This is a genomic window from Bacillus sp. FSL K6-1338, assembly GCF_038006965.1.
GTDB lineage: Bacteria > Bacillota > Bacilli > Bacillales > Bacillaceae_G > Bacillus_A > Bacillus_A thuringiensis_S.
In genome coordinates this window covers 3,778,123-3,801,529 of sequence record NZ_JBBOWI010000001.1, presented here as the reverse complement: position 1 = coordinate 3,801,529, position 23,407 = coordinate 3,778,123, and the positions used below count along the sequence as shown (strand labels likewise).

Genomic DNA, 23,407 nt, shown 5'->3' with positions numbered 1-23,407 from the left:
TGTTTTTTTTATTTATTTATTAAGCCGATTCTTCGTTTGTAACCGCATTCAAATTTGTTTCTGGATGCCAAATATAAAAATCTCCATCAGTTACTGATACGGGGTTGAAACTTAATTTATCCCAAAAACCAGATGAATGAATACGCGCTATCGTTTTAATAGGAAATTGCATTTGTTTCGCATGATTTACAAGCATTTGCCCGAATCCTTGTTTTTGAAAAGTTGGTAATACTTCAAGTTTATAAAGTTCTAGGTAAGGACCTGTAATTTCGAATGGTTCTCCGCCGTTTCTTTTCATATATAGACTCATACGTGCAATTAGTGATCCGCCATAATAAATACCGTAAAATGGAGATTCACTGTCGTTTTCAATAATGTTTGCTTGCAATTCTTCCAGCATAGATAGTTCTTGGGCTCCGCACCCTTTAAATTTTTTAAATTCATCTAACGTTTTATAATTGATGAGCAAGCGCTCAACTTTTGGGAATCCCATTACATCACATCCTTTTCTTATCTCGTTGAATGCAGAAAAGTAAAAATATTTACAATAATAGTATAACTCATTTTTTTATTTTTATGAAGAAGATAGTATATTTCTTTTATTATTTTTTTGAGGATTTGCTAAACTAAGAGTATAAGTGTATTAATAGGCAGTATATACGTAGTGAAAAATGAGAGTGTATTTGTTTGGCAGAGGACAACGAAATTATAGGGCGTGCTCATGTACTTTAAAAAGATATAAAAAAAGGGGGGCGGCAAGGGCGCTTAATGTGAATCCCTTGTGTGAAAATGAAAATTGGAATTGTCGGACCAGGTGCTATTGGTCTATTGTATACATTTTATTTACAAAAAAGTAACCAAAATGTTACGTTGTTTACAAGAACAGCTAAGCAGGCTGAAGAGTTAAATGAAACAGGTGTAACTTGTATTAGAGATAGAACATGTGAAACAGTATATCCATCTGTTTTACCGATAGAAAGTATGGTAGCGCAAAATTTAGATTATATATTTATTGCTGTGAAGCAATATCATATAGATGACATACTACCGTTTGTGGAAGGGGCAGCATCATTAATCTTTTTGCAAAACGGAATGTCACACCTTCAAAAGATGCTGAACATAGGGTGTGAAAATATAGCTGTTGGTATTGTAGAACATGGTGCGAAAAAAGAGGGAGGGCATATCGTTCATCATACTGGAGTTGGGGTAACGAAATTTGGAGTGGTTTGTGGTCAATCTATACATTTCGAAAGTGTATTCCATTCTTTTCCCGTGTCTTATTTTCCAGTTCAAATAGAAACGGATTGGAAAGAGATTATGCATAAAAAATTAGTGGTAAATGTATGTATCAATCCGTTGACGGCATTATTGGGAGTTAAGAATGGTGAATTAACCAAGAATCGTTTTTTTTATCAAATGATGGAGCAAGTGTTTCAGGAGGTCGCCTTTCTTATTAGAGGAGAAAAAGAGATGGTATGGCAAATGGTACGCAATGTGTGTGAAGGAACGTCTCGTAATACATCCTCTATGCTAGCCGATGTAAGAGCGAATAGACAGACGGAAATTAATGCGATTGTTGGATATGTATTAGAAGAGGCTAAGAAACAGCAACGACCAGTTCCGACACTTCAATTTTTGTTCGATGCAATAAAAGGGTTAGAAACAAGAGTATAAGTGTTATTCTTTGCTTTTACGTGAAACATTGACTACAATGTGGATTGGTGAGAGAACTGGATACGAAAGGAAGAATTATATGGAGATAAAAGAAATCTCTGTTCCGCAACAAGGTGTTGTAGCGGACTATATGAACGGTAAAAAAGAGATACAGTCATGTTTTGATTATATGTTAACAGAAGATGCTTTTAAACAGCGTTTACATGATTTGCGTGAAAGGGAGTTTTTCCGCCAAGATGTAGTAGCGCATTTATTAGAATATAATACAAAATTACAAGCGGGAGAATCTACACTTCAAAATGTAAAAGCGCTTGGAGATGAAAATACATATGTTGTAATAGCTGGACAACAAGCGGGGTTATTAACTGGACCGCTTTATACAATTCATAAAGTTATTTCAATTTTAAAGCTTGCAAAGGAAAAAGAAGAAAGTTTAGGGGTGAAAGTTGTCCCTGTCTTCTGGATTGCGGGTGAAGACCATGATATGGATGAGATTAACCATACTTTTTTAGCGAAAAATAAAAAGATGAAAAAAACTATTTTTTATGATCGTAATCCGAAAAAGGCGAGTGCTTCTGAGTCTGAACTTTCTGTTGAAGATTGTAGAAATTGGATTGAAGAGATTTTTAAAACATATCCAGAAACAAATTTTACAAAGGATGTATTAAAATTTGTTGATGATGCTTTGGAAAAATCGAATACGTATGTAGATTTCTTTGCTCATCTTATTACGAAAATCTTTGCTAATTCTGGTTTAATCCTTGTTGATTCACATCATCCTGAATTAAGAAAGTTAGAAATTCCATTTTTTAAGCGAATTATAAGTAAGTATAAAGAGGTACAAGAGGGCCTTCGTAATCAGCAGGAAGTAATTAAAGAACTAGGATACAAACCGATTATTGAAACGAAGTCTCATGCAGTGCATATATTTATGGAAATAGATAATGAACGAGTATTGCTTGAAGAGCATCAAGGTAAGTTTGTTGGAAAGGATGGGGCGCATTCATTTTCATACGAAGAGTTGATTGAAGAGATGGAGAGAAATCCGGCACGTTTTAGTAATAATGTTGTAACACGTCCTCTTATGCAAGAGTATGTATTTCCTACGCTCGCATTTATTGGAGGTCCAGGGGAATTAGCTTATTGGAGTGAATTACAACAAGTATTCCATACTGTCGGTTTTCAAATGCCACCTGTCGTTCCTCGTCTTACAATTACTTATGTGGAGAGATGTATAGCGACAGATTTATTCGATCTGCAATTGAGAGAAAGTGATCCGTTTTTAAATGATGTCGATAAACTGCGTGAAAACTGGTTGTCTAATCAAATAGAGGAACCGATTGATAATCATTTTGAAAAGGCGAAAAAAGAAATTGCCGATATTCATACATCTTTACAGCAATTTGTAAAGAAAATAGAGCCGGGGTTAAGTGCGTTTGCAGGGAAAAACGAATTGAAAATTAATGAACAAATTGAACTGCTGGAAAGAATGTTGAAAAGAAATGTTGAGAAAAAGTATGAGGTTCAGCTAAATAAATTTCGCCGTATACAATTCGCACTTCGTCCATTAGGTGCGCCGCAAGAACGTGTGTGGAATGTATGTTATTATTTAAATCAGTTTGGTTTGGATTTCGTTGATCGTGTAATGGAAAACCCTTTTTCTTGGGACGGAAAACATCATGTTATAAAACTATAAAATCTTGCTCCTTGGAGCAGGATTTTATTTTTATTCCGTTGAATTTACTGTGAAGTGATTTTTTTCTGAATTATCAATCAAAAAAATAGATGTGATAATTGTGTTGGATACTTAAATATATGACAAAATAGCACAAAATGTAAACGTATTATTCGCTTTTTCGACAGTTTTTTATTTAAATTCCCGCAAAAGATGATAAAATTTAGTATATAATAAAAGAAAATAGCGATTTGTATAGTATGTTGCCTTTATTGGTAAGTTAAATGAGTCGTTCTTTCGTATTATTTCATTCTCTAAGCGTGAAAGATGTGTTTAGAGGAAGGGATACATTCAACATAATTAATTGGAAAAAGAGTAGGTGCAACAATGTTTAAACACGTAACAGTGCTTTTAAAGGAAACAGTAGACGGCTTAGATATAAAGCCAGATGGTACATATGTAGATTGTACACTGGGGGGAGGAGGACATAGTTCTTATTTATTATCCCAATTAACTGAAGGTGGAAAATTAATAGCGTTTGATCAAGATGAGATAGCGATTCAAAACGCGAAAGAAAAGTTCTCTTCATACGGTGAACAGTTTATAACAGTAAAGAGTAACTTCCGCTATTTAGCTGAAAAACTGCAGGAAATAGGTATAACAGAAGTAGACGGTATTTTATTTGATTTAGGTGTTTCATCCCCACAATTAGATACACCAGAGCGAGGCTTTAGTTATCATCATGATGCACCGTTAGATATGCGGATGGATCAAGATGCCCCATTAACAGCATATGATGTTGTAAATAGTTGGTCATATGAACAACTTGTAAGGATTTTCTTCCAATACGGTGAAGAGAAATTTTCAAAACAAATTGCAAGAAAAATTGAAGCTTATCGTGAGAATAAAGCTATTGAAACGACAGGAGAATTAGTAGAGCTAATTAAAGAAGGTATTCCGGCTCCTGCTCGTAGAACTGGTGGGCATCCTGCTAAGCGAGTGTTTCAGGCAATTCGTATAGCTGTAAATGATGAATTAAAAGTATTTGAAGAAGCATTGGAATCTGCTATTGAGATGGTTAAGCCAGGTGGAAGAGTTAGTGTTATAACATTCCATTCATTAGAAGATCGTATTTGTAAAACAACGTTTAAGCGAAATAGTACAACGGCACAATTGCCGCCAGGATTACCGATTATTCCTGATGAATTTAAGCCAAAATTAAAGCTTATTACAAGAAAACCGATTTTACCTTCTGATATAGAGCTAGAAGAAAATAATCGTGCGCGTTCTGCGAAGTTGAGAATCGCTGAAAAACGATAAAAGGGAGAGAGAGGTATGACTAATTTAGCTGTAAAGTACAAACAACAAGCGCAAGAAGAGGTGCAAATTCAAACGCCCCCACAGCAGATGGTTAAGCCGAAAGTTAAAGCGAAAATTACAAGAATCGAAAAACTGTTGTATGTAGCGTTTATTGGCTTTTTATTGTATGCCTGTGTCGCGTTTATTGGAAATAAAGCAGGCCTTTATCAAGTTAATGTAGAAGCAGCGACGATAGAAGAAAAAATTGTACAGCAGCAAAAAGAAAATCAAGAATTACAAGCTGAAGTAGAGAAGTTAAGTCGCTATGAACGAATCGCTGAAGTTGCAAAAAAACACGGGCTAGAAATTAATGCGAATAATGTGAAAGGCCTCAAATAAGGCAATAGGTGTGAAGGAACGATGAAGAAGAATATGACTAAATTTCATACCAATAAGGGAGCAGGTTATTTTATGATATTTTTCCTCCTGCTCTTTTTGCTGTTATTAGCCCGATTTTTTTACATACAATCAACAGGAACAGTTCATAATCAAGATTTAGATGCACTTGCTAAACAAAAGCATAGTAAAACAGGAGTTCTTGAAGCGAACAGAGGAACCATTTATGATCAAAACGGTCATGTGTTAGCGCAAGACGCAAACTCTTATAAAATAGTAGCCGCCCTAAAAGGTGCTAACTCTGTTGAGAATAAAGAAGATACTGCAAAGAAAATTGCAGGAGTACTTGGAAAAGGCGAAGAGGATATTTTAGCTTCTTTAAATAAGGAAGGTAGAAGTCAAGTCGAATTTGGAACGTTAGGTAAGGATTTGACGAAAGAAAAGAAGGAACAAATAGAAGCGTTGAAGTTGCCGGGAATATCTTTTATTACAGAAAATGCAAGGGTGTATCCAAACGGTGATTTCGCATCTTACGTTATAGGTCATGCAAAACCAAATGAGAATGGAACCTCGGTAGGTCAATTTGGCATAGAGAAAAGCTTGGATAAATATTTAAGTGCTTCTAACGGAGAAGTAGCATATACAGGTGACCGTAAAGGTGTGTCTCTTGATGGTGGAAAAGTTAATGTAAAGGCACCTAAAAATGGAGATAACGCGTATTTAACAATTGATCACCGTGTCCAAAGTTATTTAGAAGACGCGATGAAAGCAGCAAGTAAGCAATATGAACCAGAAAGTTTAATAGGGATTGTTGCAGATCCGAAAACTGGAAAAATATTAGCGACGTCTACTAAACCTAGTTATGACCCTAATGATCGTCAAATTAAATATTTCTTCAATGACGCAATTGCCAATGCATTTGAACCTGGATCAACAATGAAAATTTTCACGTTAGCGGCAGCTATTAATGAAGGTGTGTACAAAGGGCAAGATTATTATCAGTCCGGGACATATCAAGTCGGAAATAGGAAAATAAAAGATCATAACGGCGGTGCTGGTTGGGGCTCTATCACGTTTGATGAAGGGGTAGAACGTTCTTCAAACGTAGCGTTTGCAATTTTAGGAGATCAAAAACTTGGTCCAGAACGTTTCCGAAAATATATTCATAGTTTTGGATTAGATGAAAAAACGAACATTGATTTATCAGGTGAAGGATCGAATACAATTTTATTTGATCAGCAAATACAACAAGTGACAACAGCTTTTGGACAAGGTTCCACTGTAACACCAATTCAGCTTGTACAAGCTGCAACAGCTATTGCAAATGATGGGAAAATGATGAAACCTTATGCAATTGATAAAATTGTAGATCCGATAACAGGGAAAGTAAAATTAGAACATAAGCCAGAAGAAGTAGGAAAACCTGTTACAAAGGAAACAGCAGCGCAAGTAAGACAGTTATTAGAACGTGTTGTTACATCTCCGAAAGGTACAGGGACAGCTTATAAAATTGATGGATATTCAGTTGGTGGTAAAACAGGTACAGCGCAAATTCCGGATGGAAAAGGCGGCTATATGACAGGAAGACAGAATTATATATTCTCATTCTTAGGTATGGCACCAATGGACGACCCACAACTTGTTGTTTATGTAGCTGTAAAACAGCCGAAATTAAAAGATGATGAGAACGGTGCACAGCCTTTAGCTGATATTTTTAAATATGTAACAAAAAATAGTTTAGAGTATTTAAAGATTAAGCCAAATGAAGTGAAAGATCCGAAAAAACATCTGAAAGAGCAACAAACTACTGTTCCAGATGTAACTGGTAAAACGATGGCTGAAGCGGGGAAAGCAATTGATAAAGCAAAACTTCGTCCAATCGTATTAGGTGAAGGGAAAGTACAGCAACAAGTACCAAAAGCGACTGAACAAACATTGAAAGGCGACCGAGTCTTCTTGGTAGGAGATAAGCCTACAATGCCAAATATACAAGGATGGGCACTGCGTGATGTTATGAATTTAGCGAAGACATTACAGCTTAACTTGAAGCCTTCTGGTACAGGATACGTAACAGAACAAAGTGTGGCGGAAGGAACATTATTACAACCTGGTACAGAATTAGGTGTCACACTCGTACCGCCACTCGAACCACAACAAGAAGCAGAAAAGCCGTAATGGTAAAAGAGAAGAAGTTCTAATTAAATAAGTACAAGCATATATTGGAACAAGCTAGGCGTAAGGGAGGCTTGTTCCGATATGCGTGTATCAAATGTAACAGTTAGAAAACGACTTATTTTTATACTTATATCAGGTATACTTATCTTCACTATTATCGATATTCGTCTTGGATATGTGCAATTTTTTCTTGGGAATATGTTAACGGATCGTGCGAAAGATTCATGGAGTCGTAATATTACTTTTGAACCCGAACGTGGGAAAATTTTAGACCGAAATGGTGTGGAACTTGCCACGAATAAAAGTGCTCCAACTGTCTTTGTTGTACCGAGGCAAATTGAAAAACCAGCAGAGACTGCAGAGAAGTTAGCTGCAGTATTAGGTGTGGAAAAAGATGAGATTTATAAGAGGATTACAAAAAAAGAATCGATTGTAAGGTTAGATAAAGGCGGAAGGAAAATATCACATGACAAAGCGAAAGAGGTACGAGGCTTAAGTTTGAAGGGCGTGTATATCGCAGAGGATTCTATCCGGTACTACCCATTTGGGAATTTTTTATCACATGTATTAGGTTTTGCAGGTAGCGATAACCAAGGTCTTATGGGACTAGAAAAATATTATGATAAGGAGCTAAATGGGGACAAAGGTCATGTGCGTTTTTTTGCAGATGCGAAAGGACAAAGGATGCCTAATGTTGGTGATGATTTCAAAAAACCAGAAGCTGGTTTAAATTTAGGATTAACAATCGATGCGCGTATTACAAGGATTATGGAAAGAGAAATGAATATTGCGGAGTCAACTTATAATCCAGACGGTATGATTGCGATTGCAATGAATCCTAAAAATGGTGAAATTTTAGGTATGTCTAGTCGGCCGAGTTTTGATCCAGCGGATTTTCAAAGTGTCTCTCCAGAAGTGTATAACAGAAATCTACCTGTGTGGAGTACGTATGAGCCTGGTTCAACATTTAAGATCATTACATTAGCTGCAGCATTGAATGAAAATTTAGTAGACTTAGAGAAGGATACGTTTTATGATGATGGAGCAGCTGAAGTCGGTGGAGCTAGATTGAAATGCTGGAAAGCAGGAGGTCATGGCAGTCAAACGTTTTTAGAAGTCGTTCAAAACTCATGTAACCCGGGATTTATTGAACTTGGTGATCGCCTTGGTAAAGACCGATTATTTAAATACATTCGTAATTTTGGTTTTGGGCAGAAGACTGGAATTGACTTGCAAGGTGAAGGCAGTGGGATTTTATTTAATTTAGATAAAGTTGGTCCAGTAGAGCAAGCAACAACTTCATTCGGCCAAGGGGTTTCTGTTACACCAATTCAACAAGTAGCAGCTGTAGCGGCGGCTGTAAATGGTGGAACATTGTATCAGCCGTATATAGCTAAGGAGTTTATTGATCCAAAAAATAATCAAGTTGTTAGTAAAAAGACACCTGTTGAGAAAAGAAAAGTTATTTCCAAGGAAACTTCAGAAAAAGTTCGTTATGCATTAGAGAATGTTGTAGCGAAAGGTTCTGGTAAAGGAGCTTATATTGATGGATATCGTGTAGGTGGAAAAACGGGTACTGCTCAAAAGGTGAAAGATGGTAAATATTTAGAGAATAATTATATTGTATCTTTTATCGGATTTGCTCCAGCGGATGATCCAGAGATTGTTGTGTATGTTGCTGTGGATAATCCAAAAGGGGTTACACAGTTTGGTGGAGTGGTAGCAGCTCCAATTGTCGGGAATATCCTTCGAGATGCTCTTCCTGTTATGGGAGTGAAACCGAGAAAAGAACAAGTTGAGAAAGAATATAAATGGGGCGATACACCAACTGTGGAAGTTCCGAATTTAATTGGAATGAAAAAGAAAGACTTACAAACACAACTCGTCGATTTGCAGCTTGATATAAGTGGAGATGGAGAGAAAGTAATTAAGCAATCACCAGAAGCGGGAGCTAAAGTAAAAGAAGGCTCAAAAATTAGAATTTACTTCGGGAATTAAAGGTAACATAGTACGTTTTATGGTACAATTGGTGGAAGTGAGTTCTTTATAGAACAGTTACTTAATGTGAGACAATAAGTGTCTCATTCATAAATAGGCCAGTAGCACTTACCTCCTTATATAGGAGGTAATGTGTTGCTTACTGAAAAAAAGATAAATAAACAATGTAGAGAGGGTTTAGTGAAATGAAGTTGCATACACTTTTATCATGTTTGCATGATTTTCCAGTTGTTCCAAAAGAAAATCCAGAAATCACATCTATAGAAGCTGATTCACGTAAAGTGAAAGAAGGAAGCTTATTTGTATGTATGAAAGGATATACGGTTGATAGCCATGATTTTGCTAAGCAAGCAGCGGCACAAGGAGCGGCTGCTATTGTTGCGGAAAGACCAATTGATGTTGACGTTCCAGTTGTACTTGTGAAAAATACTTTTCGTTCGTTAGCGGTTTTAGCTGATTATTTTTATGGTCAACCGACACACAAGTTACATTTAATCGGAATTACAGGTACAAATGGAAAGACAACAACATCGCATATTATGGATGAGATTATGCGAGCACATGGTCATAAAACAGGGCTAATTGGGACGATTAATATGAAAATCGGTGATGAAACATTTGAGGTGAAAAATACAACACCAGATGCACTAACACTTCAACAGACGTTTTCAAAAATGGTTGAACAAGGTGTGGACAGCACGGTAATGGAAGTTTCGTCACATGCGTTAGATCTTGGTCGTGTACACGGATGTGATTACGATGTAGCGGTGTTTACGAATTTAACACAAGATCATTTAGATTATCATAAAACGATGGAAGAATATAAACATGCAAAAGGGTTACTATTTGCACAGCTTGGCAATAGTTATAATCATAATCGTGAAAAGTACGCTGTGCTGAATAGCGATGATAATGTAACAGAAGAGTATATGAGAAGTACTGCAGCAACAGTTGTAACATATGGTATTGATACAACAAGTGACATTATGGCAAAAAATATCGTTATGACGAGTGGCGGGACTACATTTACGCTTGTCACACCGTATGAAAGTGTAAATGTTACGATGAAATTAATAGGTAAATTCAATGTATATAACGTACTTGCAGCAACAGCAGCAGGACTTGTTTCGGGTGTGAAATTACAAACAATCATTGCTGTTATAAAAGAACTAGCTGGGGTTCCAGGACGTTTTGAAGTTGTTGATGGCGGACAAAATTATACAGTTATTGTTGATTACGCGCATACGCCGGATAGTTTAGAAAATGTATTAAAAACTGCAAAACAATTTGCAAAAGGTGATGTGTATTGTATCGTTGGTTGTGGCGGCGATAGGGATCGAACAAAGAGACCGATAATGGCAAGTGTTGCAACAAAATATGCAACTCATGCAATTTATACATCAGATAATCCAAGAAGTGAAGATCCAGCGGCTATTTTAGATGATATGGTACAGGGTGCAAGTGGGAATAATTATGAAGTGATTATTGATAGAAAAGAAGCGATACACCATGCGATCGCTAATGTGAAAGCAGATGATATCATTATTATTGCTGGTAAGGGTCATGAAACGTATCAAATTATTGGTAAAGAAGTTCATTATTTTGATGATCGTGAAGTTGCGAAAGAAGCAATTACAGGGCGTTTAAACAACGAAGAGTAACAACGTGAGAGGAGGACTACATGTGCTTGAGCAAGGTTTATTAGTAACGGCTGGGGTAGCATTCTTAATTTCTGTTGCCCTTTCGCCATTGTTTATTCCATTTTTAAGAAAATTAAAGTTCGGACAGAGTATTCGTGATGAGGGACCAAAGTCACATCAAAAAAAATCAGGGACACCGACAATGGGCGGTATTGTCATATATGTATCTATGATGGTCACTTCACTTATTATGGCGATTAAGTTTAATCATTTAGGTGCAGAGGTTTCGTTATTATTATTAGTGACATTTGGTTATGGATTGATTGGATTTTTAGATGACTACATAAAGGTAGTTAAGAAGAGAAATCTTGGTTTAACATCAAAACAAAAATTAGTAGGTCAGCTTGTTATTGCTATTGCGTTCTTTTTAATTGGAAAAGGGCAAGCATTTCACACATATATCATGATTCCAGGTACGGATGTTAAGTTTGAATTAGGTTGGGCGTATTTTGTACTTGTGCTATTTATGCTAATCGGTGGCTCGAATGCGGTTAACTTAACTGATGGTTTAGATGGTTTATTATCAGGAACAGCGGCTATTGCATTTGGAGCATTTAGTATTATTGCAGTAGCGCAAGAACAATTTGGAGTTGCGATATTCTGTATGGCAGTTGTCGGAGCAGTACTGGGATTTTTAGTATTCAACGCGAATCCAGCAAAAGTATTTATGGGGGATACAGGTTCCTTAGCTTTAGGTGGAGCTATCGCAGCTGTAGCAATTTTATTAAAACAAGAATTACTACTTGTAATTATTGGTGGAGTATTCGTAATGGAAACTTTATCTGTTATTATTCAAGTTATTTCGTTTAAAACAACAGGAAAACGTGTCTTTAAAATGAGTCCATTACACCACCATTATGAATTATGTGGTTGGTCAGAATGGCGCGTTGTTGTAACGTTTTGGTCTGTAGGATTTTTATTAGCTGTGTTAGGAATTTATATCGGGGTGTGGATGTAATTGAAAACTGTAACTGAATTTCAAAATAAAAATATTCTTGTATTAGGCATTGCAAAGAGTGGTTATGCAGCAGCTACTTTGTTGCAAAAATTAGGGGCGAATGTCATTGTAAATGACGGAAAGCCTTTAGCAGACAATGTACTTGCTGCAGAATTACAAGCAAAAGGAATGGACGTTGTATGCGGTGGCCATCCTTTAGAATTATTAGAGAGAAATATTTCTCTTGTCGTTAAAAATCCAGGAATCCCGTATTCTAATCCAATATTAGTTGCTGCGAAAGAAAAAGAAATTCCAATTGTTACGGAAGTTGAATTAGCATATCGTATTTCAAAAGCACCATTTGTTGGAATTACAGGGTCTAATGGTAAAACGACGACAACAATGCTGACATTTGAAATGTTAAAAGAAGGGCAAAAGCATCCTGTTATTGCAGGGAATATAGGAACTGTAGCTTGTGAAGTAGCACAGGATGCAAAAGAAAATGAAGTTGTAGTTACAGAGCTTTCATCGTTCCAATTGATGGGAGTAGAATCGTTCCAACCTAAAATTGCAGCGTTCTTAAACTTATTTGAAGCCCACTTAGATTACCATGGGACGAAGAAGGAATATGGTTTAGCAAAAGCAAATGTTTTTAAAAACCAAACAGAAAACGATTATAGTGTAATAAATGCGGATGATGCAGATGTGATGGAGTTATCTGCGGATACTAAAGGTCAAAAAATCCTGTTTTCGACAACGAAAGAAATTGAAGATGGTGCGTGTATAAAAGATAACGCTCTTTATTTCAAAGGTGAAAAAGTTGTTGAAGTAAGTGATATCGTTTTACCTGGTCAACATAATCTAGAAAATATTTTAGCTGCGATGAGTATTGCGAAATTATTAGGTACTTCTAATGAAGCAATTACGGTCGTGTTAAAACGTTTTACTGGTGTAAAACATCGTTTAGAATATGTAACAACGATTAACAACCGTAAGTTTTATAATGATTCAAAAGCAACGAATATGTTAGCGACTGAGAAAGCACTATCTGCGTTTACACAACCGATTGTGTTACTAGCAGGTGGGCTTGATCGCGGAAATGAATTCGATGATTTAATTCCGTATTTCAAAAATGTAAAAGCGATTGTAACATTTGGACAAACAGCTCCCAAACTAGTAAGAGCGGCAGAAAAAGCGGGATTAGATATAATTGAAAGTGTCGATACTTTAGATGAAGCAGTGGTGAAAGCTTATGCTCATTCTAAAGAAGATGATGTTGTTCTTCTTTCTCCAGCGTGTGCAAGCTGGGATCAATTTAAAACATTTGAAGAAAGAGGAGACATTTTTATACAAGCTGTGCATAAACTTATATAAAGTAAATCAAAACATCAGTAGGCTAACACCTACTGATGTTTTGTTACATAGGGCAAAAGGTTCTGCCTAAAGAGGTGGTGTTTGTGGGTAATGAAGAAAACGCCTGATTTTATTCTCATCATCGTAACACTTTCATTGTTGACAATCGGAATGATTATGGTTTATAGTGCGAGTGCAGTTTGGGCCTCTTATAAAATGGGGGACTCATTCTTTTTTGCCAAAAGACAATTACTGTTTGCGGGTCTTGGTGTAGTAGCTATGTTTTTTATTATGAAAATTGATTATTGGGTGTGGCGTACGTATTCAAAAGTAATTTTGCTAGTTTGCTTCATTCTTCTTATTCTCGTTCTTATTCCTGGAGTAGGTCTTGTTCGAGGAGGAGCACGAAGTTGGATTGGGATCGGAGCATTTTCGATTCAACCGTCAGAATTTATGAAGTTTGCGATGATTATTTTCTTGGCAAAGTTTTTAGCGGAACGGCAAAAATTGATTACATCTTTTAAACGTGGTTTATTACCGGCTCTTAGTTTTGTGTTTCTTGCTTTTGGGATGATTATGTTACAGCCAGACCTTGGGACAGGAACGGTAATGGTTGGGACATGTATCATTATGATATTTATTTCGGGAGCGAGGGTCTTTCACTTTGCGATGTTTGGTTTGCTTGGTGTAGCAGGGTTTGTAGGGTTAATCGCATCAGCACCGTATCGAATGAAGCGCATTACATCATATTTAGACCCGTGGGCAGATCCGCTTGGAAGTGGATTTCAAATTATCCAATCATTACTCGCAATTGGACCCGGTGGATTATTTGGACTTGGGCTTGGACAAAGTAGACAAAAATTTCTTTATTTACCTGAACCACAAACTGACTTTATATTTGCAATCTTATCCGAGGAATTAGGTTTTATTGGTGGTTCATTTGTGTTATTATTATTTAGTCTATTATTATGGCGCGGGATTCGTATCGCATTAGGAGCGCCAGATTTATATGGTACGTTTTTAGCAGTAGGTATTGTGGCGATGATTGCGATTCAAGTAATGATTAATGTTGGTGTTGTAACAGGACTGATGCCCGTTACGGGTATTACCTTGCCGTTTTTAAGTTATGGTGGATCAAGTTTGACATTAATGTTAATGGCAGTAGGTGTATTATTAAATATAAGTCGCCATTCTCGCTACTAAACCCTGTTTATAAGACAGGGTTTTTCGTATGTGTGTAAAAATGCAATATGTATATAGAAATAAATATAATGGAAATAAGAAAAGAGAAGCGGAGGAGTTAGTAGTGCGTGTATTAGTGAGTGGTGGGGGTACTGGTGGTCATATTTATCCAGCTCTTGCTTTAATTAGAGAAATAAAAAAGTTAAATCCAGAAGCAAGATTTTTATATATTGGTACGGAAAATGGACTAGAGAGTACAATCGTTCCAAAAGCAGGTATACCATTTCAATCTATTGTTATAAGCGGATTTAAACGAAAAATATCATTAGATAATGTGAAAACAGTAATGCGTTTTCTAAAAGGTGTACAGGATAGTAAACGATATATTCGTCGTTTTAATCCGGATATCGTAATTGGAACGGGTGGATATGTATGTGGACCAGTTGTATACGCTGCAGCCAAATTAGGTATTCCGACTATTGTACATGAACAAAATAGTGTACCAGGTGTAACGAACAAATTTTTAAGTCGTTATGTTGATAAAGTTGCTGTTTGTTTTGAAGCAGCTACAGAGCATTTTCCAGAGTCAAAAGTGGTAATGACAGGTAATCCGCGAGCATCAGAGGTAATGGATCAAAATGGAATGAAAGGGAAACGTTCAGTTGGGCTTTCTCTTCCTAAAAAGTCTGTACTTATATTTGGTGGAAGTCGTGGGGCTAGACCGATTAACGATGCCTTCGTTGAAGCAATTGAACAGTTTGGGAACAAAAGCTACGAAATACTATATGTAACAGGTGAAGTACATTATGACAAAGTGATGGAAGCCGTGAAGCAAAAAGGGAACCCGAACAATGTTATTATTAAGCCGTTCATTCATAATATGCCAGAGGTACTAACTGGTGTAGACCTTGTTGTTTCAAGGGCTGGGGCAACAACACTTGCAGAATTAACAGCGTTAGGAAAACCAAGTGTGTTAATACCGAGTCCGTACGTAACAAATAATCATCAGGAAAAGAATGCACGTTCAGTTGTTGATAAAGGAGCGGCAAAAATGTTACTTGAAAAAGATTTAACAGCTGAAACACTTATTCGTGATATTGATGAGATTTTATTGGATGCACAAACATTACAAAATATGAAGCTAGCTGCTAAGAAACTAGGTATTCCAGATGCAGCAAATAAGCTGTATGAAGTAATGAATAAGCTTGTAAAAAAATAAAGTGAGGCTTTAATCAGTGGGGAGTGATTCTCTCTCGTTGATTATTACCTTTCACTAATCGGATGTTTACTGGCATCCCGATACCGCCTAACTTCTTTGTTACCGCCGAATTTTGATTTAGGAGCTGTAATGCCCGTAAATAGAGGGATAACGTTAGGTGAACGCCCTGCATATTATTGTCATAAGGAGACTTAATATGGGGGAGATTGTCTATGGAACAATTAGTAAATGAGCTTATAGAAGCAGACGTTGGTCGTGTTTTAGTTAACGAGTCGTTAGCGCGTTATACAACTATGAAAATAGGTGGACCAGCGGATATTTTAATTGTGCCTAAGCATGTAGCCGGTATTGAAAAAACATTACAGTTAGTAAAGCAATACAAAACGAAGTGGACTGTAATTGGGCGCGGTTCAAACCTTCTTGTATCTGATCGAGGCATAGAAGGTGTTGTTATTCGTTTAGGAGAAGGATTAGATCACTTAGAGGTCGAAAAACATAAGGTAAGAGTTGGTAGTGGATATTCTCTTATTAAATTGTCAACTTTACTTAGTCGTCAAGGGTTAGCTGGATTGGAGTTTGCAAGCGGCATTCCAGGAAGTGTCGGTGGTGCAGTATATATGAATGCAGGTGCACATAAATCGGATATATCGAGTGTATTATCGAAGGCTCTCATTCTGTTTGAAGACGGTACAATTGACTGGTTAACGAATAAAGAACTGGAGTTTTCTTATCGGGCATCTGTATTGCAAACGAAACGGCCTGGTATTGTTTTAGAGGCGGAGTTTCAATTACAGGCGGGAAAACGTGAAGAAATTGTACGTAGCATGCAAAATAATAAAGATTACCGCCGTGAAACGCAACCATGGAATCACCCGTGTGCAGGAAGTATATTTCGGAATCCAATCCCACATTTTGCAGGCGATTTAGTAGAAAAAGCAGGGCTTCGTGGTTATAGGATTGGTGGAGCTCAAATTTCTCAAATGCATGGCAATTTTATTGTTAATACCGGGGGAGCTTCAGCGCAAGATGTATTGTCCTTAATTGAATTAATAAAACATACAATTAAGGATAAATTTGATGTAGATATGCACACAGAAGTAGAAATCATTGGAAGATAACGGTTATTCGTTCCGCTCATTATCATTTATGTTATAATAAGAAGATAAGAACGGCATGAGGAACATGCCGTTCTTTATGTTACATAGGGGGATCGTACATGAATAATAGTAAAGTGATTAAACTACAAGATCGTGTACCAAAATTGAAAAATCAAAAGAAAAAAAACAAAAAAAATGTTAATCATCGATTGATTTTATACATATCAATTTTATTTTTATTAGTGCTCTTTTTAATTTATTTTCGGTCTCCGCTTAGTAATATAAAAAAGATTAGTGTGTTTGGAAATCATTATATGGCGGATGAGCAAGTAATGAAGGATTCAGGCGTGACATATGATACAAGTTATTTCCGAGTGACAGCACATAAAGCTGAAGAAAACTTAACGAAGCGAAAAGAAATTAAAGCAGTAAATGTAAAAAAACGTTTTCCAAACAAGATTGATGTTCATATTGAAGAATATTTAACGATTGGTTATATAAATAAAGAGGGAAAATTACAACCGTTATTAGAGAATGGAAAAACACTTGATGTACTACCTAATGGAAAACTTCCTGTTGCAGCACCGATTTTCGAACCTTTTAAAGAAGAGAAAATGAAGGAGTTAATCGCTGAACTAGAAAAATTAACACCAGCTATTTTAAAATCTATTTCGGAGATTCGCTATTCTCCAACGAATGCGAATGAAGATCATCTTACTTTATATATGAATGAAGGTTATGAAGTGAGCACTACGATTCAAAATTTCGCAAAACGTATGGAAGCCTATCCGCTTATTTTAAAAACAATTGAGCCAGGTAAGAAGGTATTAATTGATTTAGAAGTAGGTGCATATACGAAAGAATTAGGTGCGGAAGAAAAAAAAGAATAGAATGGTAGTTTTCGTTGCTTATAGCAGAAAAAACAAAACAAACGTTCTATTATATGCATACGAATTTAGAAGAATGGTTCATTTGATGAAAAATATGTAAAAATTCTTAGATTCATACTAGTATTGGTACAAGTTTCACTTTTCTATGAGTACATCTTAGTGTAGACTTATACTTGGCGGTAAACTTTACACTCGAAATAGAATTATTTCAAGATAAGCAGTTATTCATAGTTTACTGCGATATTCTTAATTGAATGCTAAATAAAAATAAGAAAAATATAGGGTTAAAAAAGGGAAACGTATAAAGACGTTGAATATTTTTCTTATAAATAGTAAAGTTGCGATTGTTGTTCCATATATTGAGTTGTATGGTATAAATAAAGAAGGAGGTGCCAAAGAATGAACAGCAATGAAATATATGTTAGTCTTGACATCGGTACATCCAATGTTAAAGTCATCATTGGTGAAATGGTTAATGACAGCTTAAACATTATTGGTGTTGGAAATGTAAAATCAAATGGTTTAAAGAAGGGATCGATAGTTGATATAGACGAGACTGTTCGATCAATTAAAAAAGCAATTGAACAAGCTGAGCGTATGGTGGGAATCCATATTGAGCAAGTTGTAGTAGGTGTCAATGCAAACCAGGTACAGCTACTTCCTTGTCACGGAGTAGTCGCTGTTTCAAATGAAGATCGTGAAATCGGGAATGAAGATGTCTTACGCGTTCTAGATGCAGCACAAGTTGTGTCAATTGCTCCAGAACGTGAGTTTATTGATGTGGTACCTCGACAGTTCATCGTAGACGGTCTTGACGAGATTAACGATCCACGCGGGATGATCGGTGTAAGATTAGAAATGGAAGGTACACTTATTACAGGCTCGAGAACTTTACTACATAACCTACTTCGTTGTGTAGAAAAAGCAGGTCTTGAAATTGTTGATATTTGTCTTCAACCTTTAGCGGCTGCAACAGTTGCTATATCTTCAGATGAAAAAAATAGAGGAGTAGCCCTTGTTGATATGGGGGGAGGATCTACAACTTTATCTATTTTTAAAGACGGAGAGTTACAAGCGACGAGCGTATTACCATTAGGTGGAGACCATATAACGAAGGATATTGCAATTGGGTTGAAAACTTCAACAGAAAATGCAGATCAAATTAAGTTGAAATATGGACATGCTTTTTATGATACAGCATCTGAAGAAGAGATGTTTACGGTTCCTATTATGGGAAGTGATCAAACAGAACAATATTCTCAGTTGGAATTATCGGATATAATAGAGGCTCGTGTAGAGGAAATTTTAATGTTTGTTCAAGATGAAGTGCGTAAGTTAGGAGTAAAGCAAGTGGCTTCTGGTTATGTACTAACTGGCGGAATTGCTTCTATGCCAGGTGTTCTTGATCTTGCATATGATATTTTACATGAAAATGTTCGTGTAGCAACTCCTGATTATATTGGTGTGCGTGAGCCCCAATATACAAGCGGAGTTGGATTAATTAAACATTCTTATCAAAAAGCTAAATTACGTGGGAAAAATGTGCAGGAAAAGCAAGAGCATTTTGAAACAGTACCAGCACCAGCACCAACGCCGGTACAACAGCAACCTGCGAAACAAAAAACTCGTAATCAAAACAATAATAATCAAAATGATGACCGTATGATGTCAAAAGTAAAACGTGTATTCCGTTATTTATGGGATTAAAATTGGACACGAAAAATGAGGTTCTAGGGGGATTTCGACATGTTAGAGTTTGATACTACTCAAGATCAATTAGCGAATATAAAAGTTATCGGTGTCGGCGGTGGCGGAAACAATGCTGTAAACCGTATGATTGAACACGGTGTACAAGGTGTAGACTTTATCGCTGTGAACACTGATGCACAAGCATTAAATCTATCAAAAGCTGAAACAAAAATGCAAATTGGTGGAAAATTAACGCGTGGACTTGGTGCAGGCGCAAACCCTGAAGTAGGGAAAAAAGCTGCAGAAGAAAGTAAAGAACAGATCCAAGAAGCACTTCGTGGTGCGGATATGGTCTTCGTAACTGCTGGTATGGGCGGTGGAACTGGAACTGGTGCAGCTCCAGTTGTTGCTCAAGTTGCAAAAGAATTAGGTGCTTTAACAGTTGGTGTTGTAACACGTCCATTTACTTTTGAAGGACGTAAACGTGCAACGCAAGCAGCATCTGGTATTGCAGCATTTAAAGAAAATGTAGATACTCTTATTGTAATTCCAAACGATCGCTTATTAGAGATCGTTGATAAAAATACGCCAATGTTAGAAGCATTCCGTGAAGCTGATAACGTATTACGTCAAGGTGTTCAAGGTATTTCGGATTTAATTGCAACGCCAGGTTTAATTAATTTAGACTTTGCAGACGTAAAGACAATTATGTCTAATAGAGGTTCTGCTTTAATGGGTATTGGTTCTGGTAACGGGGAAAATCGTGCTGCAGAAGCTGCGAAAAAAGCGATTTCTAGTCCATTACTAGAAACATCTATTGATGGAGCTCAAGGTGTTATCATGAATATTACGGGTGGCGCTAACTTAAGCTTATATGAAGTACAAGAAGCGGCAGATATCGTAGCCTCAGCTTCAGATCCAGAAGTAAATATGATCTTCGGTTCTGTTATTAACGAAGGATTAAAAGATGATATCGTTGTAACTGTAATTGCAACTGGTTTTGATGATAGCATTGCAACTCAACCACCAAAACCAATTATTCGTCCGAATGCGAACCACACGCAACAACAGCAACAACCAGTAGCTCAACCTTCAAAACAACGTGAAGTAAAACGTGAAATGAAGCGTGAAGAGCCAGTTGTACATGAACGTCATTCAGATTCAGATGATATCGATATTCCAGCATTTTTACGTAACCGTCGTAGACGATAAAAAAAGGAGCTTTCATGCTCCTTTTTTGTTTTTTAAATGGAAAAGACCTGCTAAGCAGGTCTTTTTTTATTTCGTATATTTCAATATATTTTGTTGGTGAAAATAAGAGTATATCATTCTATGAATTTGTACTTTTATTCTTTACCGACAGATTATGTCTAGAAATCACAAAATAACAAAAAAACACCTCCGCAAATTGACACACTTTCCTATTGGATATGCATTATACTAGTCTCAACTTGAAAAAAGAGGTGAATTGTTTGGTTGTTTACGCCGACGTTGTTTGGTTGTTAAACGCCTGCATTGATTTTCTTTTGCTTTTATTAACAGCTACCGTGTTAAAAAAGAAAATCAAAAGATGGAGGCTTGTGTTAGGGGCATTTATAGGTTCAACTATTGTTATTTTTGCCTTTACTCCTTTTGCTTCTATGATGACACATCCAATTATGAAACTACTGTACTCGTTACTTATTGTGTATACAGCATTTGGGTTTACAACATTTAGAAATTATGCACAGACTGTTTTTACTTTTTACTTTGTAACCTTTATGGTTGGCGGAGGATTAATTGGAACTCATTTCTTTTTGCAAACGAATGAAATGGTAAATGGATTGGTTCAATCTCAGTCAATTTCTTACGGCGATCCAATTAGTTGGTTATTTGTTATTTTTGGCTTTCCGGTAATTTATTATTTTTCTAAAAAGCGTATTGAAAGCGTAGAGGTCACGAAAATACACTATGACCAAATTGTGAAAGTAAAAATTCAATTGGCCGAAGAAGAACTAGAACTGGCAGGTCTTATTGACAGTGGGAACCAACTTTACGATCCATTAACAAAAACACCCGTTATGATTATGCATGTTTCATCATTAGAACATTGCTTACCATCTTGGTTAACAGAACAAATTTATTCCAAAACAGAAATTCCTCAAATACCAGAAAATGATTCTGGTTGGGCGACAAAATTACGTTTAATTCCTTTCCGTGCAGTAGGAGTAGAAAGTCAATTTTTGTGGGCAATTAAGCCTGACAGTGTGCAAGTTGATCATGAAGGTAGTTCTATTGTTGTAAACAAAGTATTAATTGGATTAAATACACAACAACTGTCTACAAATGGGGAGTATCAATGTATTGTGCATCCAAAAATGTTGATTTCACAAAAAATGGTGATCGCTTAATAATGAGAGGCGGGATAATATGATGAAATTAAAATTTTATTTAGTATACCTTTGGTATAAAGTATTGCTGAAATTAGGAATTAAGACCGATGAAATTTATTATATTGGTGGAAGTGAAGCGTTGCCACCACCGTTAACGAAAGAAGAAGAGGAAGTTCTTTTGAATAAATTGCCAAAGGGAGATCAGGCAGCAAGGTCATTACTTATTGAACGTAACTTAAGGCTCGTTGTATATATAGCAAGAAAGTTTGAAAATACAGGGATAAATATTGAAGATTTGATTAGTATAGGAACAATCGGCCTTATTAAAGCGGTAAATACATTTAATCCAGAAAAGAAAATAAAATTAGCAACATATGCATCGCGTTGTATAGAAAATGAAATTTTAATGCATTTACGTCGAAATAACAAAAATCGTTCAGAAGTTTCTTTTGATGAACCGCTAAATATTGATTGGGATGGGAATGAACTGTTGTTGTCTGACGTGTTAGGTACAGATGATGATATTATTACAAAAGATTTAGAAGCTACTGTAGATCGTCACCTTTTAATGAAAGCATTACACCAATTAAATGATCGTGAAAAACAAATTATGGAACTTCGGTTTGGTCTTGCCGGAGGAGAGGAAAAGACGCAAAAAGATGTGGCGGATATGCTTGGGATTTCACAGTCATACATTTCGCGTTTAGAAAAAAGAATTATAAAAAGATTACGAAAAGAATTTAATAAAATGGTGTGAAGAATAAGACCAGCCGTTATGTAGGCTGGTCTTATTCTATTTAGTTGTATTAGGAAAGATAATTTAAATAAAAAATCGTGAAAAAACCATATGCATAAAATCCCCTTCAAAGGAAATACTTTACACTGTACAGCAACTCCCGATAGGAGGGAACACTTTGACGAGAAACAAAGTAGAAATTTGCGGTGTTGATACAGCTAAACTTCCAGTATTAAAAAATGAAGAGATGCGTAAATTATTTCGTGAAATGCAAAGTGGAGAGATAAGCGCAAGAGAAAAATTAGTGAATGGAAACTTACGTCTTGTACTGAGCGTCATCCAAAGATTTAATAACAGAGGAGAATATGTTGACGATTTATTTCAAGTTGGTTGCATTGGACTTATGAAATCAATTGATAATTTTGATTTAGGCCAAAATGTAAAATTTTCAACGTATGCTGTGCCGATGATTATTGGGGAAATACGCAGATATTTGCGTGATAATAATCCAATTCGCGTATCGCGCTCATTGCGAGATATTGCGTATAAAGCTTTGCAAGTAAGAGAAAAGTTGATTGCAGAAAATTCAAAAGAACCAACAGCAATGGATATTGCAAAAGTGCTAGAAGTAACTCATGAAGAGATAGTATTTGCTTTAGATGCGATTCAAGACCCAGTTTCATTATTTGAACCGATTTATAATGATGGAGGAGATCCTATCTTTGTTATGGATCAGTTAAGTGATGAAAAACAAAAGGACGAGCAGTGGGTTGAAGAATTAGCATTAAAAGAAGGAATGAAGCGTTTAAATGATCGAGAGAAAATGATTATTAGAAAACGTTTCTTCCAAGGAAAGACACAGATGGAAGTTGCAGAAGAAATTGGGATTTCCCAAGCGCAAGTATCACGTTTAGAGAAGTCAGCCATTAAACAAATGAATAAAACGATTCAAGGATAAGGTCTCACCAATTATGGTGAGACCTTTTTATATGTAATATGGTTTGTGCTCATAGTA

At 36.2% G+C, this 23,407-nt stretch carries 19 protein-coding genes; 18 read left to right on the top strand and 1 reads right to left on the bottom strand.

Features of this window, described 5'->3' with window-relative positions; genetic code table 11:
- Positions 1-19: 19 nt before the first annotated feature.
- Positions 20-493: an N-acetyltransferase gene (locus NZ044_RS19280; RefSeq protein ID WP_000506698.1), complete on the bottom strand. Its 474-nt coding sequence runs from the start codon at positions 491-493 to the stop codon at positions 20-22.
- Between the two features lie 296 nt (positions 494-789).
- Here NZ044_RS19280 and panE point away from each other — a divergent pair, with 296 nt between their 5' ends.
- From panE to sigG, 18 genes are all read left to right on the top strand, one after another.
- On the top strand, positions 790-1,674 hold the full coding sequence (gene panE, locus NZ044_RS19275) for a 2-dehydropantoate 2-reductase (RefSeq protein WP_002082267.1): 885 nt from the start codon (positions 790-792) through the stop codon (positions 1,672-1,674).
- Positions 1,675-1,753: 79 nt separating this feature from the next.
- Entirely contained in the window at positions 1,754-3,370 is a 1,617-nt protein-coding gene (gene bshC, locus NZ044_RS19270; protein ID WP_000403044.1) for a bacillithiol biosynthesis cysteine-adding enzyme BshC, read from the top strand.
- Positions 3,371-3,736: 366 nt separating this feature from the next.
- Positions 3,737-4,669 (top strand): 16S rRNA (cytosine(1402)-N(4))-methyltransferase RsmH, encoded by a 933-nt coding sequence (gene rsmH, locus NZ044_RS19265; protein WP_098505694.1) that lies wholly within the window; start codon positions 3,737-3,739, stop codon positions 4,667-4,669.
- Positions 4,670-4,684: 15 nt separating this feature from the next.
- Complete coding sequence (ftsL, locus tag NZ044_RS19260) at positions 4,685-5,047, top strand: cell division protein FtsL (RefSeq protein WP_000182806.1); 363 nt, start codon at positions 4,685-4,687, stop codon at positions 5,045-5,047.
- A 21-nt stretch (positions 5,048-5,068) separates the two neighbouring features.
- Positions 5,069-7,219, top strand: a complete 2,151-nt coding sequence (locus NZ044_RS19255; RefSeq protein ID WP_000739962.1) for a penicillin-binding protein — start codon at positions 5,069-5,071, stop codon at positions 7,217-7,219.
- Between the two features lie 81 nt (positions 7,220-7,300).
- On the top strand, positions 7,301-9,217 hold the full coding sequence (locus tag NZ044_RS19250; RefSeq protein WP_001266235.1) for a stage V sporulation protein D: 1,917 nt from the start codon (positions 7,301-7,303) through the stop codon (positions 9,215-9,217).
- A gap of 185 nt (positions 9,218-9,402) precedes the next feature.
- Positions 9,403-10,878, top strand: coding sequence for a UDP-N-acetylmuramoyl-L-alanyl-D-glutamate--2,6-diaminopimelate ligase (gene murE, locus NZ044_RS19245; RefSeq protein ID WP_098505695.1), 1,476 nt, complete (start codon positions 9,403-9,405; stop codon positions 10,876-10,878).
- 22 nt (positions 10,879-10,900) lie between these two features.
- Positions 10,901-11,875, top strand: coding sequence for a phospho-N-acetylmuramoyl-pentapeptide-transferase (gene mraY, locus NZ044_RS19240; RefSeq protein ID WP_000893058.1), 975 nt, complete (start codon positions 10,901-10,903; stop codon positions 11,873-11,875).
- Positions 11,876-13,228 carry a UDP-N-acetylmuramoyl-L-alanine--D-glutamate ligase gene (gene murD / locus NZ044_RS19235; RefSeq protein ID WP_000860096.1) on the top strand — a complete coding sequence of 451 codons (1,353 nt, stop codon included), beginning with the start codon at positions 11,876-11,878 and terminating at the stop codon, positions 13,226-13,228.
- 90 nt (positions 13,229-13,318) lie between these two features.
- On the top strand, positions 13,319-14,410 hold the full coding sequence (spoVE, locus tag NZ044_RS19230) for a stage V sporulation protein E (protein WP_000753521.1): 1,092 nt from the start codon (positions 13,319-13,321) through the stop codon (positions 14,408-14,410).
- 103 nt (positions 14,411-14,513) lie between these two features.
- Positions 14,514-15,608, top strand: a complete 1,095-nt coding sequence (murG, locus tag NZ044_RS19225; protein WP_014894899.1) for an undecaprenyldiphospho-muramoylpentapeptide beta-N-acetylglucosaminyltransferase — start codon at positions 14,514-14,516, stop codon at positions 15,606-15,608.
- 212 nt (positions 15,609-15,820) lie between these two features.
- Complete coding sequence (murB, locus tag NZ044_RS19220; protein ID WP_000437031.1) at positions 15,821-16,726, top strand: UDP-N-acetylmuramate dehydrogenase; 906 nt, start codon at positions 15,821-15,823, stop codon at positions 16,724-16,726.
- A 98-nt stretch (positions 16,727-16,824) separates the two neighbouring features.
- A complete protein-coding gene (divIB, locus tag NZ044_RS19215) occupies positions 16,825-17,595 on the top strand; it encodes a cell division protein DivIB (protein WP_098505696.1) in 771 nt (256 codons plus the stop codon).
- Between the two features lie 399 nt (positions 17,596-17,994).
- Positions 17,995-19,302, top strand: coding sequence for a cell division protein FtsA (gene ftsA / locus NZ044_RS19210; protein WP_001087559.1), 1,308 nt, complete (start codon positions 17,995-17,997; stop codon positions 19,300-19,302).
- A gap of 39 nt (positions 19,303-19,341) precedes the next feature.
- Positions 19,342-20,496, top strand: a complete 1,155-nt coding sequence (ftsZ, locus tag NZ044_RS19205; protein WP_000888984.1) for a cell division protein FtsZ — start codon at positions 19,342-19,344, stop codon at positions 20,494-20,496.
- A gap of 260 nt (positions 20,497-20,756) precedes the next feature.
- Positions 20,757-21,674 carry a sigma-E processing peptidase SpoIIGA gene (spoIIGA, locus tag NZ044_RS19200; protein ID WP_000261975.1) on the top strand — a complete coding sequence of 306 codons (918 nt, stop codon included), beginning with the start codon at positions 20,757-20,759 and terminating at the stop codon, positions 21,672-21,674.
- Positions 21,675-21,693: 19 nt separating this feature from the next.
- Positions 21,694-22,413 (top strand): RNA polymerase sporulation sigma factor SigE, encoded by a 720-nt coding sequence (sigE, locus tag NZ044_RS19195; RefSeq protein ID WP_000976948.1) that lies wholly within the window; start codon positions 21,694-21,696, stop codon positions 22,411-22,413.
- A 157-nt stretch (positions 22,414-22,570) separates the two neighbouring features.
- Positions 22,571-23,350: an RNA polymerase sporulation sigma factor SigG gene (gene sigG / locus NZ044_RS19190; protein WP_000197755.1), complete on the top strand. Its 780-nt coding sequence runs from the start codon at positions 22,571-22,573 to the stop codon at positions 23,348-23,350.
- The last annotated feature ends 57 nt before the right edge of the window (positions 23,351-23,407 follow it).